The sequence below is a fragment of the Stenotrophomonas sp. PS02300 genome (genome assembly GCF_029959395.1).
GTDB lineage: Bacteria > Pseudomonadota > Gammaproteobacteria > Xanthomonadales > Xanthomonadaceae > Stenotrophomonas > Stenotrophomonas maltophilia_AD.
Map to the genome: position 1 here is coordinate 1 of NZ_JASCOP010000005.1, position 15,808 is coordinate 15,808.

Annotated in this window: 15 protein-coding genes and 1 pseudogene; 8 read left to right on the forward strand and 8 right to left on the reverse strand. The window is 66.8% G+C overall.

Translation table 11 applies throughout. The features are described from left to right. Positions 1-790 (forward strand): VacJ family lipoprotein (locus QMX79_RS02305; protein WP_282243936.1); only part of this gene is annotated, 790 nt, incomplete at its 5' end. 57 nt (positions 791-847) lie between these two features. Here the strand turns inward: QMX79_RS02305 and QMX79_RS02310 are convergent. Genes QMX79_RS02310 through rmuC form a run of 3 tightly spaced genes read right to left on the reverse strand, consistent with a single transcriptional unit; the run spans position 848 to position 3,340 of the window. Continuing rightward, positions 848-1,408, reverse strand: coding sequence for a glutathione peroxidase (locus QMX79_RS02310; protein WP_282243938.1), 561 nt, complete (start codon positions 1,406-1,408; stop codon positions 848-850). A 32-nt stretch (positions 1,409-1,440) separates the two neighbouring features. After that, positions 1,441-1,818: a hypothetical protein gene (locus QMX79_RS02315; RefSeq protein WP_282243939.1), complete on the reverse strand. Its 378-nt coding sequence runs from the start codon at positions 1,816-1,818 to the stop codon at positions 1,441-1,443. A gap of 58 nt (positions 1,819-1,876) precedes the next feature. After that, entirely contained in the window at positions 1,877-3,340 is a 1,464-nt protein-coding gene (rmuC, locus tag QMX79_RS02320) for a DNA recombination protein RmuC (RefSeq protein WP_282243941.1), read from the reverse strand. Positions 3,341-3,389: 49 nt separating this feature from the next. On the opposite strand from rmuC, the gene QMX79_RS02325 reads away from it, so the two are divergent. Next, on the forward strand, positions 3,390-4,010 hold the full coding sequence (locus QMX79_RS02325) for a glutathione S-transferase family protein (RefSeq protein WP_282243943.1): 621 nt from the start codon (positions 3,390-3,392) through the stop codon (positions 4,008-4,010). Positions 4,011-4,013: 3 nt separating this feature from the next. On the opposite strand, the gene QMX79_RS02330 is transcribed toward QMX79_RS02325, so the two are convergent. Further along, positions 4,014-5,021 carry a zinc-binding alcohol dehydrogenase family protein gene (locus QMX79_RS02330; protein WP_282243944.1) on the reverse strand — a complete coding sequence of 336 codons (1,008 nt, stop codon included), beginning with the start codon at positions 5,019-5,021 and terminating at the stop codon, positions 4,014-4,016. A gap of 88 nt (positions 5,022-5,109) precedes the next feature. Between QMX79_RS02330 and QMX79_RS02335 the strand changes: the two genes are divergently transcribed. From QMX79_RS02335 to QMX79_RS02350, 4 genes are all read left to right on the forward strand, one after another. Further along, complete coding sequence (locus QMX79_RS02335) at positions 5,110-6,033, forward strand: LysR family transcriptional regulator (RefSeq protein ID WP_336618845.1); 924 nt, start codon at positions 5,110-5,112, stop codon at positions 6,031-6,033. A 60-nt stretch (positions 6,034-6,093) separates the two neighbouring features. After that, positions 6,094-6,720 carry a leucine efflux protein LeuE gene (leuE, locus tag QMX79_RS02340; protein ID WP_336618846.1) on the forward strand — a complete coding sequence of 209 codons (627 nt, stop codon included), beginning with the start codon at positions 6,094-6,096 and terminating at the stop codon, positions 6,718-6,720. 164 nt (positions 6,721-6,884) lie between these two features. Then, complete coding sequence (locus QMX79_RS02345; RefSeq protein ID WP_282243950.1) at positions 6,885-7,268, forward strand: hypothetical protein; 384 nt, start codon at positions 6,885-6,887, stop codon at positions 7,266-7,268. Positions 7,269-7,368: 100 nt separating this feature from the next. Further along, positions 7,369-8,799 carry an amino acid permease gene (locus QMX79_RS02350; RefSeq protein ID WP_282243952.1) on the forward strand — a complete coding sequence of 477 codons (1,431 nt, stop codon included), beginning with the start codon at positions 7,369-7,371 and terminating at the stop codon, positions 8,797-8,799. 48 nt (positions 8,800-8,847) lie between these two features. On the opposite strand, the pseudogene QMX79_RS02355 reads toward QMX79_RS02350, so the two are convergent. Beyond that, a pseudogene (locus tag QMX79_RS02355) lies at positions 8,848-10,116 on the reverse strand (dipeptidase). Positions 10,117-10,230: 114 nt separating this feature from the next. Next, positions 10,231-11,403 carry a class I SAM-dependent rRNA methyltransferase gene (locus QMX79_RS02360; protein ID WP_282243954.1) on the reverse strand — a complete coding sequence of 391 codons (1,173 nt, stop codon included), beginning with the start codon at positions 11,401-11,403 and terminating at the stop codon, positions 10,231-10,233. A gap of 277 nt (positions 11,404-11,680) precedes the next feature. Between QMX79_RS02360 and QMX79_RS02365 the strand changes: the two genes are divergently transcribed. Both QMX79_RS02365 and QMX79_RS02370 read left to right on the forward strand, forming a co-directional pair. Next, the gene (locus QMX79_RS02365) at positions 11,681-12,637 is read left to right on the forward strand and encodes a TerC family protein (RefSeq protein WP_282243955.1); all 957 of its coding nucleotides are present in this window, start codon (positions 11,681-11,683) and stop codon (positions 12,635-12,637) included. Positions 12,638-12,736: 99 nt separating this feature from the next. After that, on the forward strand, positions 12,737-13,507 hold the full coding sequence (locus QMX79_RS02370; RefSeq protein ID WP_282243956.1) for a rhomboid family intramembrane serine protease: 771 nt from the start codon (positions 12,737-12,739) through the stop codon (positions 13,505-13,507). Here the strand turns inward: QMX79_RS02370 and QMX79_RS02375 are convergent, their stop codons facing one another. Beyond that, a complete protein-coding gene (locus QMX79_RS02375) occupies positions 13,508-14,545 on the reverse strand; it encodes a glycerophosphodiester phosphodiesterase (protein WP_282244116.1) in 1,038 nt (345 codons plus the stop codon). A 164-nt stretch (positions 14,546-14,709) separates the two neighbouring features. Further along, positions 14,710-15,801, reverse strand: a complete 1,092-nt coding sequence (locus QMX79_RS02380; RefSeq protein WP_282243958.1) for a virulence RhuM family protein — start codon at positions 15,799-15,801, stop codon at positions 14,710-14,712. Between the last annotated feature and the right edge of the window lie 7 nt (positions 15,802-15,808).

Sequence of the window (15,808 nt, forward strand, 5' to 3'; positions counted from 1 at the left end):
GGCACCGGCCGCGACCACCGAAGCGCCGCCGACCGGTGCCGAGGACGACTTTGCCGCGCTGTACGGCGGTCCGGCGCCGACCGCCGATGGCGCCGAACCGGGCCGCTCGCCGTACGACCCGTGGGAAGGCTTCAACCGCCGCGTGCACGCGTTCAACAACGTGGTCGACCGCGCCGTGGCCCGCCCGTTGGCCACCGCCTACACCAACGTGGTGCCGCGCTTCGCACGCACCGGCGTAACCAACTTCTTCAGCAACCTGCGCGCCCCGGTGACCATCACCAACCAGCTGCTGCAGGGCCGCCCGGGCGATGCCTGGGACAGCCTGGGCCGGTTCGTGATGAACTCCACGCTGGGCATCGGTGGCCTGTTCGACCCGGCCAGCCGCGCGCTGGTGCCGCGCCGCAGTGAAGACTTCGGCCAGACCCTGGGTGCCTGGGGCTGGCGCAGCTCGCGTTACGTGGAACTGCCGTTCTTCGGCCCGCGTACCGTGCGCGATGTGTTCGGCCTGGCCGGCGACATCCCGCTCTCGCCGATCCGCACGATCGAGGAAGACAAGATCCGCATAACCCTGCAGGGCCTGCAGCTGGTGGACATGCGCTCGCAGCTGCTGGCACTGGACGACATCCGCGACAACGCCGTGGACGAGTACGCGCTCACCCGCGATGCCTGGCTGCAGCGCCGCAACTACCAGATCCAGAACGACCTGCGTGGCCGCCGCGACCGCGGGCATGACGACGACAGCGCGCCGATCCCGGTCGACGCGATGCCGATGCCCAACTGGGGCAACTGATCAAAAGAAAAACCCCGCCTTGGCGGGGTTTTTTTTGCATCGGCGGTGGCTGTCAGATCAGGCGGCGAGCGCGGCGTCGATGGCCGCCACCAGGCGCGCGTCGTCGGCGGGCACGTCCGGGGCGAAGCGGGCGATGACCTGGCCGTCGCGGCCGATCAGGAACTTTTCGAAGTTCCACAGCACGCCCGGGGCCGGGTTGACGGCCAGGTCGGGGTACTTGGTCACCAGGCCATCCAGCTTTTCACGCATCGGGCCTTCGCCGGTGGCGGTCGGCTGGGCCTGGGTGAGCTGCTGGTACAGCGGGTGGATGTCAGCGCCGGCCACGCTGAGCTTGGCGAACATCGGGAAGCTCACGTTGTACTCCAGCTGGCAGAACTGCTGGATCTCCGCGTCGCTGCCCGGCTCCTGGCCCAGGAAGTTGTTGGCCGGGAAACCCAGCACTTCCAGCCCGGCCGCGTGCTTGTCGGCGTACAGCGCCTGCAGGCCTTCGTACTGCTTGGTCAGGCCGCACTTGGAGGCCACGTTGACCACCAGCAGCACCTTGCCGCGGTAGTCGGCCAGCGAGCTGGGCTGGCCTTCGATGGTGGAAACGGGAATGTCGTAGACGGTCTGGCTCACGGGAAATCCTGTGGGGTGGGAATGAAGCGGAATCAATCGACGCAGATCGTGCCCTGCGCCACGCCGTTGTCGATGCGCTGGCGGCAGCCGAAGTTCTGGCTCACGTCGGTCTGGCAGATACCGCGCGCCTTCGCACCGGCCACGAGCTCGGTTTCGCCGTCGGCCAGGCACTGGCCGGTGCAGTCGGTCTTGGCGCTGCAGGCCTTGCCGGCGTCGGCATACGGCTTCACGCACTGCACGCGCTGCAGGCGACCGAGCGGGCGCATTTCACCGCCGGCGGCGGCACAGCTGGCTGCGTCCGCAACGGCCGCTTCGGTGCCGGGCGTAGCGGCGGTGGTATCGGTCGGGTGGGACGCGGTGCTGCAACCGGCGAGCACGAACATCAGGGACAACATCAAGCCAAAGCGCATCGGTTCAATCCTTGTGGAAACCATGAAGGCGGGGAGTGCAGTGTGCGGGCAACAGGTGTCAGTCCTGCGCGAGGGGGGTCTCATCCGCGCCGGTATCGTCATCGTCGCCGCTGGCATCGCCCAGCAGCAGATCGGTCTGCTCGCTGCCCAGTGATTCCACCCCGCGCAGGCGGCGTTCGATGGTGCGGGTCTTGCGGCTGGCTTCGCCCAGGCTGCGGCCGACCGTGCTGATCTGCTTTTCGGCCTTTTCCAGGATGCCGGCGAACTTGCCGAACTCGCTCTTCACCGCGCCCAGCAGGCTCCACACTTCGCTGGAGCGCTGTTCGATGGCGAGCGTGCGGAAGCCCATCTGCAGGCTGTTGAGCAGCGCGGTCACCGTGGTCGGCCCGGCCACCACCACGCGGTGCTCGCGCTGCAGCAGGTCCACCAGCCCCGGGCGGCGGATCACCTCGGCGTACAGGCCTTCGGTGGGCAGGAACATCACCGCGAAATCGGTGGTGTGCGGTGGCACGATGTACTTGTCGCAGATCGACTTGGCCTGGATCCGGATCGCGCGTTCCAGCTGCGCGCCCTGCACGCGTACGCCATCGGCGTCGCCCTGTTCCTGGGCATCGAGCAGGCGCTCGTAATCTTCGCGCGGGAACTTGGAATCGATCGGCAGCCACACCGGCGTGTCGTCATGACCACGCCCGGGCAGGCGCACCGCGATGTCCACCATTTCGCCGCTGTCCGGGCGCACTTTGACGCCGCGCGCGTACTGCTCCTGGGTGAGGGTCTGCTCCAGGATGTTGTCCAGCTGCACTTCGCCCCAGCTGCCGCGGTTCTTGACGTTGGTCAGCACGCGCTTGAGGTCACCCACGCCGGTGGCCAGCTGCTGCATTTCGCCCAGCCCGCGCTGCACCTGCTCCAGGCGGTCGGAGACCAGCTGGAACGATGCGCCCAGGCGCGCTTCCAGCGTGGTCTGCAGCTTCTCGTCCACTGTGACCCGCATCTGGTCCAGCTTCTGCGCGTTATCGGCCTGCAGGTTCTGCAGCTGCTGTTCCAGCGTGGCGCGCATTTCGCCGATGCGCTGCTCGTTGCGCTGGGTCATCTCCTGCAGGCGCAGGCCCAGCGATTCGGCCAGGCGCTGCTGCGACTGCCCGGTTTCATCGCGGCCCAGGCGGGCGTCGTCGGCCAGGGTCTGGCGCAACGCGGCCAGGTGCGCGTCGTTGCGCTGCTGGGCTTGCCCGGCGTCCTCGCGGGCCTTGCGCGCGTCTTCGCCCAAGGCATCGCGCAGCAGGTCCAGGCGCTGGTCGGTACGGGTAGACAGGTCGGTCAGCGCGCGCGCGAAGGTTTCCAGCCGCGCGTCCTGCTGCCGGCCCAGCCCTTCGAGCTGCTCGCGCAGTTCGCTGCGGCCGGTCCGCGCTTCTTCACGCAGGCTCTGCTCAAGGTCGCCATGGCCGGAACGCCGCAGCAGGGCCACCAGCTGCAGGATGAGGACGGCACACAGCAGGCCGCCAAGGATGAGGAATTCAGGTTGCATGGAAGAAGTGTAGGCTGAGCCGGTCTCATTCGCTGCGCCGGATCGCTCCATGCTGGATCTTCTTGGAAAGTCGACCTCGATCAACGTGCGCAAGGTGCTCTGGCTGTGCGCCGAGCTGGGCCTGGAATACCGGCAGCTCGGGGCCGACGGCCACGATGCGGATTTCCTTGCGGCCCTGCACCCGCTCAATCCGAACGGCCAGGTGCCGGTGATCCGCGATGGCAACTTCGTGCTGTGGGAGTCCAACAGCATCTGCCGCTACCTGGCTGCCGAAGCCGGCCGCCACGACCTGCTGCCGCGCGACCCGCAGCCGCGCGCGCGGGTGGAACAATGGATGGACTGGCAGGCCACCGACCTCAACACCGCCTGGCGGCACGTGTTCATGGCCCGCGTGCGCCAGCACCCGGCCTACCCCGACGATGCCGCCGCGCAGGCCAGCCTCACGCAGTGGAACCGGCTCATGCAGCACCTGGACCAGCAACTGGCCGGCACCGGTGCCTACGTGGTCGGCGAGGACTTCACCCTCGCCGACCTCGTGCTGGGGCTGTCCACCCAGCGCTGGCGCCTGACCCCGGGCGACAAACCCGAGCTGCCGGCGGTGGCGGCGTGGTTCGACCGCCTGGGCACGCGGCCCGGGTTTGCCCGCCACTGCGACAACGGCGTGGCCTGAGGCTCAGAAGCCTTCCAGCACCACCTTGCCCACCGCGCGGTGGCTTTCGATGTGTGCATGCGCGCGGCGCAGGTTGGCCGCATCGATGCGGCCGTAGTTCTCGCCCAGCGTGGTACGCAGCACGCCGGCGTCGACCAGATCGGCCACCCGGCTGAGCAGCACGTGCTGCTGCTGCAGGTCGGGCGTGCTGAAGCTGGAGCGGGTGAACATCGATTCCCAATGCAGCGACAGGCTCTTGCGCTTGAGCGCCATCACATCGAGCTGGCCAGGGTCGTCGATCAGGGCCAGCTGGCCCTGCGGCGCGAGTGCGCTGACGATCTGCGCGTAGTGCTGGTCGGTGTGGGTCAGGCTGGCCACGTGGGTGACGGCCTCGATCCCGATCCGGGCCAGGCCCTCGGTCAACGGCTGGCTGTGGTCGATGACGTGGTGGGCCCCCAGCGCGTACACCCAGTCCTGGGTATCCGGGCGCGAGGCGGTGCCGATCACCGTCAACCGGGTCAGCTGGCGCGCCAGCTGGACCAGGATCGAGCCCACCCCGCCGGCCGCGCCGATCACCAGCAGGGTCTGGCCTTCGCCACCGCCCTCGGCGATGCGCAGGCGGTCGAACAGCAGCTCCCATGCGGTGATCGCGGTCAGCGGCAGCGCTGCGGCGGCGGCATCGTCCAGGCTGGCCGGCTTGCGGCCCACGATGCGCTCATCCACCAGCTGGTACTCGGCGTTGCTGCCGGGGCGGTTGATGTCGCCGGCGTAGAAGACGGCATCCCCCGGCTGGAACAGGGTGACCTCGCTGCCCACCGCGTCGACGATGCCCACTGCGTCCCAACCCAGCACGCGCGGGGCCTCGACTGCCACGCCGCGGCGGATCTTGGTGTCCACCGGGTTCACCGACACCGCGCGCACCTGCACGCGCAGGTCGCGCGGGCCCGGGGCCGGCACCGGCAGGGTGAGGTCGACCAGCGCGGTCGGGTCGGTGATGGGCAGGCCGTGCTGGGTATAGGCGATGGCTTTCATGGGGGCGGTCCGTGGATGAGGTGCTCAGGTTGGCCTGCCCTGCTCCGGCCGGAAAGGCGCAGAATGCAGCAGCACTTTCACTCCTGGAATGAAAATGGTCCGCTTCGAGGATCTGCAGCTGTTCGTCCGCACCGCCGCGCTGGGCAGCTTCTCCAGCGCAGCGCGCGAGGCCGACCTGCTGCCCGGCCAGGTGGCCGCCGCCGTGGCCCGGCTGGAGCGCGAGCTGGACCTGCGCCTGTTCGTGCGCTCCACCCGCAGCCTGCGCCTCACCGCCGAGGGCGTGCTCTACCTGCCCTACGCCCAGGACCTGCTGGACACCCTGCATGAGGGCCAGGCCCGGGTGCGCGGCGAAGACGCCGAGCTGCGCGGTGTGCTGCAGGTGGCCGCGCCGTCGGACCTGGGCCGCAATGTGCTGCTGCCCTGGCTGACCGAGTTCCGCGCCGCGCATCCGAAGCTGCAGCTGCGCCTGCTGCTGTCCGACCAGGTGGCCGACGTGTTCCGCGATCCGGTGGATATCGCGTTCCGGCTGGGTCGCTTCGACACCGCCAGCTACGTGGCGCTGCCGCTGCTGCCGGGCAACCGGCGCGTGCTGTGCGCCGCACCTTCCTACCTGGAGCGGCAGGGCACGCCGGCCTCGCTGGAAGCGCTCAAGGACCACCACTGCCTGGTCTACCAGCTCGCCGGGCGTCCCTACGACCGCTGGAGTTTCGAGCAGGACGGCCGGCGCGTGGTGGTGCCGGTGCGCGGCCAGCTGGTGTGCGATGACGCCGACGTGGTGCGGCGCTGGGCGGTGGCCGGCGAAGGCATCGTGTTCAAGTCGTGGCTGGACGTGGCCGACGATGTGCGCGCCGGGCGCCTGCAGGTGCTGTTGGGGGGCGCAGGCGACAGCCTGCCGTTGAACCTGGTGTGCCCGCACCGCAAGCAGTTTTCGCCCGCGATCCGCCAGCTGCATGCGTTGTGCGCCCAGCGCCTGCAGCCGATGCTGGCTGATCTGCCGGGACGTGCGCTGTAGCGCTGTCGGCACCGGGCCGGGTAGCCGACAATGGCGGCCCCCCGAATTCGAGTCATCGCCATGCCGTGGATGGGCATCCAGGACCTGTGGACCTTCGTCATCGCCGTGCTGGTGTTCCTGGCGCTGCCGGGCCCGGGTACCTTCACCCTGCTCACCGCCACCGGGCGCGGTGGCGTGCGCGGCGGCTATACCGCCCTGTTCGGCTTGCTGCTGGGCGACCAGATCCTGATGTGGCTGGCGGTGGCCGGCGTGGCCGCCCTGCTCAAGGCCAACCCGCTGGTGTTCCACGCGGTGCAGTACCTCGGTGCGGCCTACCTGGTGTGGGTGGGCATCGGCCTGCTGCGGCCCGCGCCGGCCAGCGGTGACACCGGCGGCATCCGGCTGCAGCCGGGGCACTACTTCCGCCAGGCGGTGCTGATCAGCCTGCTCAACCCCAAGGCGATCATCTTCTACATGGCGTTCCTGCCGCTGTTCATCGACCCGGCGCGGCACCAGGGCGTGGTGACGTTCGCGACCATGGCGACGCTGATCTTCGTGCTCAGCCTGGCGTACTGCTCGGTGCTGATCGGGGTGGGCAACCTGTTGCGACGTCGGATCATCCAGCACCCGCGTGTGGGGGTAGTACTGAAGCGCATCGCGGGGGTTTTCCTGATCGGGTTTGGCGTGCGCCTGGGGCTGAGTGGCTGAACGCTTGGGGGGCGGGCGTTTGGCCTCGGATCCCGGCCTGAAGCGATAGGCCGCGTCATCGAAGCGGCCCCCGGCGATCGATAGCGCGTAATTCTTCCCGGGCGCCGGCCGGTGTCCAATCGGTGCCATCGCGGGCATCCGACCCGTGGCGAGGCACCTTCGAGATGACTACCCCCGTGTACTTCGTGCAGCACCTGGCCGGCCACGACGAGCGCCTGCTGGCATTGAGCACCGACCGCGTCGACCTGGCCCACCCCTCGGTCCAGCGGATCATGGCGGACCTGCAGCCGCTGGATCGCATCGAGCTGCGCGGCTGCCGCTTCGATTGCGCTGCCAGCCTGCTGCTGGGGCTGCGCCGGCGCATCTGCGAAGCCGAGGCCGACGCCTGCGGCTGGCGGGTATTCGATGAACGGGGGGTCCTGCGCTGCAAGAAACTTCCCGACGACACCTGCGTGGTCTATCCACAGGGCGCCGCCGATGTGGCGCGCTGGGGCCCCTTGATCGCGGCCAGCCGGGTTGTGCCAAATTCGTCAACGTGGGCTATTTGAAATGATCGTCAAGGGATTCACGACGTCCGGCAGTAGTAATGCTGCGCCGCGTTCGGTCACACTCGGAAAATTGTCGATACCAGTCACTCTGTGAGGTTCCATGTCATCGCTGCTACGGCGCAAGTCGCTCGATTCCGTCACTGTCCATGAAGCCGGCAGGAGCCTCATCCGCACCCTGAGTTGGCCGCACCTGATCGCCATGGGCATCGGTGCCATCGTGGGGACCGGCATCTACACGCTGATCGGCGTGGGTGCCAATCTCGCCGGCCCGGCGGTGCTGATCTCCTTCGCCATCGCCGGTGCGGTCTGCGCCTGCGCGGCGCTGTCCTACGCCGAACTGTCCACCATGATGCCGGCCGCCGGGAGCGCCTACACCTACAGCTACACCGCACTGGGCGAAATCTTCGCCTGGGTGGTCGGCTGGAGCCTGATCCTGGAGTACTCACTGGTGGTGAGTACGGTGGCGGTGGGGTGGTCCGGCTACTTCGTCGGCTTCCTGGAATGGATACACGGCAACACCGGCATCGACATGCGGCTGCCGTTGGCCCTGTCGGCCGGCCCGCACGTGGAAGGCGGCGTGTTCAACCTGCCCGCCGTGATCATCACCTGGGTGGTCGCCGGCGGCCTGATGCTGGGCACCAAGGAGAGTGCCACGCTCAATGCGATCCTGGTGGTGCTGAAGATCATCGCGCTGGGCGTGTTCGTCGCCGTGGCGCTGCCCGCATTCGATTCGGCCAACCTGCACCCGTTCATGCCGCACGGCTTCGCCAAGTCGCTGGGCCCGGATGGCGTGGAGCGTGGCGTGATGGCGGCGGCCGCCATCATCTTCTTCGCCTTCTACGGCTTCGATGCCATCTCCACCGCGGCCGAGGAAACCAAGAACCCGGGCCGTGACCTGTCGATCGGCATCATCGGCTCGATGGTCGGCTGCACCATCATCTACATGCTGGTGGCGTTGGCCGCCGTTGGCGCGATGAGCTACGCAGTGTTCGGCCACAGCGCCGAACCGCTGGCCCTGATCATGCGCGAACTGGGCCAGCCCAAGGCGGCGGCGGTCATCGGCGTGGTGGCGATCATCGCGCTGCCCACCGTGCTGCTGGCCTTCCTGTTCGGCCAGAGCCGCGTGTTCTTCGTCATGGGCCGCGATGGCCTGCTGCCGCGCGGCCTGTCGGCAGTGAACAAGCGCACCGGTACCCCGGTGGCCACCACGTTGTTCAGTGCTGCCGTGGTCTCGGCCCTGGCCGGCGTGGCGCGGCTGGACGAGATTGCCGCGCTGGCCAATGCCGGCACGCTGGCCGCATTCACTGCCGTGGGTATCTGCCTGGTGGTGATGCGCAAGCGTGCACCGGATGCCAAGCGCACCTTCCGCACGCCGATTGCCTGGTTCATCGGGCCGGCGGCGGCGCTGGGCTGCATCTACCTGTTCATCAGCCTGCCGAGCAGCACCCAGCTGTACTTCCTGATCTGGAACGTGATCGGCCTGGCGGTGTATTTCCTCTACAGCCGCCGCAACGCGCTGATCGGCCGTTGAGGCATCTGGGGGGTACCGACCAACGGTCGGTACCTACCCTCCAAGCCATTACCGCGGTAGCGCGCCACCGTTGGTGGTGCGCGCTTTCTGCGCAGCGTAGTCCTGCGCCTGCTGCAGCACACGCAGCAGGTTGCCTCCCCAGATCCCCGCGATCTGCTTCTCGGTGTAGCCCTTGCGCAGCAGCCAGGCGGTGATCTTCGGTAGATCGCTCACGTCCTGCAGGTCGGCCAGGCCACCGCCGCCGTCCCAGTCCAGCCCGATGCCCACATGCTCGGGACCGACCACGGCCAGGATGTGCTCGAAGTGCGCAACGAAGTCGTCCAGGGTCGCCTTGCGCAACGGCAGGCGCTGGTCGATCTCCGCCAGGCCCTGCTTCAGCTGCACGCCCTGGGCCATGCTCAGGTCATCGTAGTCGGCACCGATCTGCTTCATCAGCGCGTCTTCGGCCTGCTTGCGCGCCTCGTTCTTGCCGGTGTCGATCAGGTAGCCGCCATAGGCGTTCACCTGGATCACCCCACCGGCCTTGGCCAGCTGCTTCAGGCGCACATCGTCCAGGTTGCGCGGGTGGTTGTAGATCGCCTTGGCCGAACTGTGCGACAGCACGAACGGCACCGGCATGCGCTGGATCAGATCGTCGAACACGGCGTCCGAGGCATGCGACTGGTCGATCACGATGCCAAGACGCACCGCCTCGTCCACCAATGCCTTGCCGGCCGGGCTCAGGCCCTTCCATTCGGGGCCCTTGCTGTCGGTGGCCGAATCGGCGAACTCGTTGTTGGCGAAATGCACCGTGCTGAGCAGGCGCAGGCCGGCCTGGTGGTAGAAGCTGAGCAGCGTGGGGTCGTCGACCAGCGGGCTGGCGTTCTCCATGCTGATGTAGACCACGCGCTTGCCGGCTGCCTTGATCCGGGCGGCATCGGCGGCGGTCAGTGCCAGCGCGAAGTTCTCCGGGTGCGCGGCGAGCATCTCGCGGATTTCCATCAACCGCAGCAGGCCCGCATCGCGGTCGTGCTGGTGTGCGGCCGGGCTGCGGTCGCCCTGGTCGGTGTAGATGGCCCAGAAGCCGCCATCCAGTGCGCCGTCCACCATGCGCGGAAGATCCACCTGCGACAGCGCGTTGTGGTCGTGGCGCTGCTGGATGTCGAAGCCTTCGCGGTGGAAGTTCGCCGGCGTGTCCAGATGGCTGTCGAGGGTGAGCAGTTTTTTCTGCAGGGTGGCAGCGCGCGCAAGCTCCTGCGCGCTGAATTCGATGGCCTAGGCCGACAGCGGCGCACACAGCGCCAGTGACACCAGCAGGGACAGACTGCGCAACGTCATGACGCCTCTCTTCAGATGGGAATGCGTCAGACCATAGCAAAGCGTACCGACCAACGGTCGGTACCTACCCTGTCATTCCGCGGTAGGTGCCGACCGTTGGTCGGCACGCGAAGGTCAATCGAGGACGCGGCAGAACACGGCCTTGAGGTAACGCGATTCCTGCACGTGGGCCATGAACGGGTGATCCGGGCCGGCGCCGGAGACCTTCAGGATCTGGATGGTGCGACCGGAGTAGAACGCCGCGCGGCGCAGCATGTCCAGGAACTGGTCCTCGGCCACCAGGCCGGTGCACGAGAACGTAGCGAACAGGCCGCCCGGCTTGACCACGCCCAGGGCCAGCTTGTTCATGTCCAGGTACTTCTTCAGCGCGGTGATCACCTGGTCGCGGTCGCGGGTCATCTTCGCCGGGTCCAGGATCACCACGTCGAACTGCTCGCCGCGGTTGGCCGCGTCGCGCAGCCACGGGAAGATGTCGGACTGCACGAAGCGCGGGCGCACGTTGTTCAGGCGCGCATTGCCCTTGGCGATGGCGATCACGTCTTCATCGATATCGATGCCCAGCACGTCCGAGGCACCGCGCGCCGCGGCATACACCGCAAAGCCACCGGTGTTGCAGCACAGGTCCAGCACCGACTTGCCTTCCACTTCCTGGCTCAGCCACTGGCGGTTCTCGCGCTGGTCGGCGAAGAAACCGGTCTTGTGCGCACCGGCCGGGTCGGCGCGGAACTTCACGCCGTACTCGGTGATGACCGAGGCTTCGGTGGTGGTGTTGCCGTGGAAGTCGAAACTTTCCTGCTTCTGCACGTGTTCGTCGGCGAAGCTGTGGAAGCGGCAGCCCGGGAACTGCTCGCGCAGCGCCTCGTAGACCCACTCGCGGTGGCGGAACATGCCGGCGGCGAAGAACTCCACCACCACCAGGTCGCCGTAGCGGTCCACCACCAGGCCGGACAGGCCGTCGCCCTCGCTGTGCACCACGCGCCAGGCATCGGAAATCGCGTCCAGCTTCAGGACATCACGGCGCAGCGACACCGCCTGGGCGATCTTCCGCGAGAACCAGCCGGCATCGACGGGGACGCGCTGGTCGGTCTCGAGGATACGCACGGCGATGCGCGAATGACCGTTGTAGAAGCCACGCCCAATCCACTCCCCATCCACGCCGACCACGTCGACGATGGCGCCGGGCTTCGGGCGGACGGTGGGCTTTTCGACCAGTTTCTGGAAGATCCACGGGTGGCTGGAGCGCCAGGCGTTTTTAAGGCGGACAACGGGAGTGGGGACGGTATTCATCTGCCTATTGTAGACGGGCGCCATGGCCCGGCAGGCCGCCGATTTGACGCCAACCCATTCAGCCCGCAGAATCGGCCCCAGAAGGGGAGTAGCTCCCAGACGTTGTCGCCGTCAATTCGAGCCCGCAGGCTCCGGTGCAACGGCAGTCCCACCCGGTGGGACTGCGAGCGAGACCTTCGCCGTATGGCGAAGCTCTGTCCCCGGATCCCCTCCGATCCTCCGTTGCAGATCCTCGCCGTCCGGCTTGAGGCATTTCATTCATTCAACGGACAAACTCATGCAGACGATCGGTAATTTGTGGTTGTGGGGCGGCTTCGGCGCGGTGGTGATCATCGCGCTGCTGGTCGATCTGGTACTGATGCGACACGGCGGCCCGCACAAGGTGACCTTCAAGGAGGCCCTGTGGTGGTCGATCGGCTGGGTCGCCCTCGCCCTGGCCTTCAACGGTGGCCTCTGGTACTACCTGAACGAGACCGCCGGCCAGGTGGTGGCCAACAAGGTCGGCCTGGAGTTCCTGACCGGTTACCTGGTCGAGAAAGCCCTGGCGGTGGACAACATCTTCGTGTTCCTGATGATCATGGGCTACTTCGCCGTGCCCGAGGAGCAGCGCCAGAAGGTGCTTATCATCGGCATCCTGGGTGCGATCGTGCTGCGTACGATCATGATCTTCGCCGGCAGCGTGCTGCTCACCAAGTTCCATTGGCTGCTCTACGTGTTCGGCGCATTCCTGCTGTTCACCGGCTGGAAGATGTGGTTCTCGGCTGGCCAGGAGCCTGACCTGGAGAGCAACCCGGCCCTGCGCTGGATGCGCAAGCACCTGCGCCTGCTGCCCGATTACGCCGGCAATGCCATGAGCGTCATGCGCGACGGCAAGCGCTGGTACACCCCGCTGTTCGTGGTGCTGATCCTGATTGCCGTGACCGACGTGATCTTCGCGGTGGACAGCATCCCGGCGATCTTCGCCATCACCACCGACCCGTTCATCGTGCTCACCTCCAACGTGTTCGCGGTGCTGGGCCTGCGCGCCATGTTCTTCCTGCTGGCCGGCATGGCCGATCGCTTCCACCTGCTGCCGTACGGCCTGGCCCTGGTGCTGGCCTTCATCGGCGCCAAGATGATGCTGATCGACATCTTCAAGATCCCCACCCCGATCTCGCTGGGCGTGGTCGCGGTGATCATTGCCGCCACCGTGGTGCTGAGCCTGAAGAACCCGCCGAAGACCGGCGACGCGTAACCCCTGATCGCCGCCGGCGGGATTGTCCCGTCGGCGGCACCTCTGTCTCCCGTCGCGTTGCCCTTGTGTTCAGGCAGACGCGACGCAATCCCTTTGGGTATGAACGCCAACCTGCCCCTGCCTGCCGGCGAGCCGCCGGCCTCTCCCCGCAACGACCGTGGCCGTGTGGTGCGGGCGTTCAACCTGAGCCTGGCCTTCGTGCTGGTGCTGGTGGCGGTGTTCACCGCGCAGGGCCACTTCGATTGGCGCCCCTGGGCCGTGGCCCCGCTGGAAAGTGACGGCCTGCTCGGCATCCTGGGTGCGCCGCTGCTGCATGGCTCGGTCCAGCATCTGGCCGCCAATAGCTTTGCTCTATTGATTCTTGGCACTTTGGCAGGAAGCGTCTATCCAAAGGCGACCCTGCGTGCCTTCCCGCTGCTGTGGATCGGTTCCGGGCTGGGCGCCTGGCTGCTGGGCGATATCGGCAGCCGCCACCTGGGTGCCAGCGGCATCACCCACGGCCTGATGTTCCTGGTGTTCGTGCTCGGCCTGCTGCGCCGCGACCGCCCAGCCATTGCCGCCGGCCTGATCGCCTTCCTGTTCTACGGCAGCATGCTCATCACCATCCTCCCGCACGAACCGGGCGTGTCCTGGCAGTCGCACATGGGCGGCGCCTTCGCCGGCATCATCAGCGCGCTGCTGTTCCGCCTGTCCGACCCGATGGCGCCGCGCAAGCGTTACAGCTGGGAAGAGGAAGACGAGGACGCGCTGGACGCACAGCGCGACAGCGACCTCGAACCGCCCTCTCCGCACCGGGTGCCGGTGCTGTGGCAGCCGCGCGAAGGGCAGGATTTCGTCGTGTTGCCTTTCCGTCGGCCCGACGAACGTTGATCAATTGTTCCCGTCCACTGCCCTGCGGCCCAACGCCGGGTCATCGGTGAAGAACGCATCGATCCCTGTTGCCAGGTAGGCGCGCATCTCCGCCACCGACCCTTCGGGATTGCGCGCGTTGGGCTCGCCCTTGCGGAACTCGGCGGCCATGAAGGCATTCTCCGGTCGGAACGTATACGGCACCACCAGCAACCCGGCCGCATGCGCGTCGCGCACCAGCGTGGTCGGCGTGTCCAGGCGGCCTGCGGCATCCAGCGGAATCACCATGCGCAGGCTCGGCCCGATGCCGTCGGCATACCCGGCAATCTGGTCCAGCCCGGCCGGCGTGATCATGTCCGCGTAGTGCTGGCTGCCCTTGGCGGCCAGTACATCACCTGGCTGCTGCTTGGGGTCACCCAGCAGCTGCAGCAGGCGGATGTTGCTGTCGCGGCCGAGCTTGCTGCGCAGGTAGCGCAGGTTGCCTACCTCGAACGACTGGATCGTCACCGGCGCCACGCGGGTGTAGGGGTTGGCCTGCAGCGTTTTCACCAGCAGGTCTTCCATCGGCAGGCCGATGCCCTTGAAGTAGGTGCCGTGCTTGATCTCCGGCACCAGGCCAATCCCGCGCCCGGCGCGGCCGGCCTGCTGGACCAGGAAGGTGACGATCTCGTCCAGCGTGGCAATGCGGAACTGGCCATCGAAGGCCGTGCTGCGCAGCTGCGGCAGGCGCTCGCGGGCGTACAGCGTCTTCAGCTCGGCCAGGGTGAAGTCTTCGGTGAACCAGCCTTCGATGCGTTCGCCATCGATGGTCTTGCTCGTCTTGCGGTTGGCGAACTCGGGATGGGCGGCCACGTCGGTGGTGCCACTGATCTCGTTCTCGTGCCGCGAGACCAGTACGCCGTCCTTGGTCATCACCAGGTCCGGTTCGATGTAGTCGGCGCCATCGGCGATGGCCTGCGCGTAGGCGGCCAGGGTGTGCTCGGGCAGCAGCGCGCTGGCGCCGCGGTGGCCGTACACCGCCGTCTTGCGCGGCGCGGGTGGGGAAGATTCAGCGCTCATGGCCACCGATGGTGCCACGGCCAGCGAGAACAGCAACGCACAACCCCACAACGACTTCGACACTGCAAACCCCTGTTGGTACGGCGGCCCGCGCCGACGCGGCGGGGGCGTGGAAACGACGTGCGCATTGTCGTTGCGCGGTATGACAGATCAAAGAAAGCCGGTCATGGGCCTCTGGCGACGTCTCCGGTACCTGCCGCGAGGTCTTTGATTTCCTTGTCGAAGTCGCTCTCGAACAGCCGATCCTGGACGATCCGGTACTTCTCGAACTCTGTCTCCGCGTGAGACTGGGCCAGTTTCGCGGAGACCTTGCCACTGTCCTTGAGAACGTTGCGATCATCGAATTCCAGGAATGCATCAAGCCGCTTGGCCCAGTCTTCCATGCTCATGGGAATTCGGCGGCGAGCGCGGTCTTCTGCCAGCTCGAGGTAGGCGTTGACGATCCGCCCCAGTGAATCCAGCTCTTCCTGGGTGAGATAGTTCTTCGCCACCCCAACGTCGGTCTTCAGGATCCTGCCGTCCGGTGCGCTCGCCCAGGTCGTCAGGCCCATGTGGGGAAGGCTGCTGTCTGCCCGCCTGCTGATCAGCTCTGCGGCCGTGTGCCCGTGGATGGCGTAGTGAAGCTTGTTCTGCACCTTAGCGAAGAATGCCTTGGTCGTTGGGGCATCCTTGTTGTAATCCAGACTGGTAGCGTAGATGTCGGTGATCTTCTGGTAGAAGCGCCGCTCGCTGAGACGAATCTCGCGGATTTCGGCGAGCAGGCGCTCGAAGTAGTCCTCGCCCAGAAAGCTGCCGTTCTCCATGCGCTGCCGGTCGAGCACATACCCTTTGAGGGCGAACTCGCGCAGTACTCCGGTAGCCCATTGGCGGAACTGTGTGGCCCGTACCGAATTGACTCGATAGCCGACCGAGATGATGGCGTCCAGGTTGTAGAAGTCCACCGTTCGGGACACTTCCCGTGAGCCCTCCTGTTGAACTATCCGGAATTTCCGGATAGTTCCTTCAGGTTCAAGCTCCTGGCTCGCAAATATGTTCTGAAGATGCTCGCTGACGGTGCGAACATCTACTCCAAAGAGCTCACCCATCAGCTTTTGGGACAGCCATAGGGTCTCATCCTCGTAGCGGGCTTCAATGCTCGCCTCGCCTGCCTGCCTGGTGAAGATCAGGAACTCGGCAGTGCTGTTTCGGATCAGTGTCTTCTTTTCCATCGCCTGCTCCTCGATGGCACGTCTGGGAGTCTGGGTGCCGGTGAACAAGTTTGAT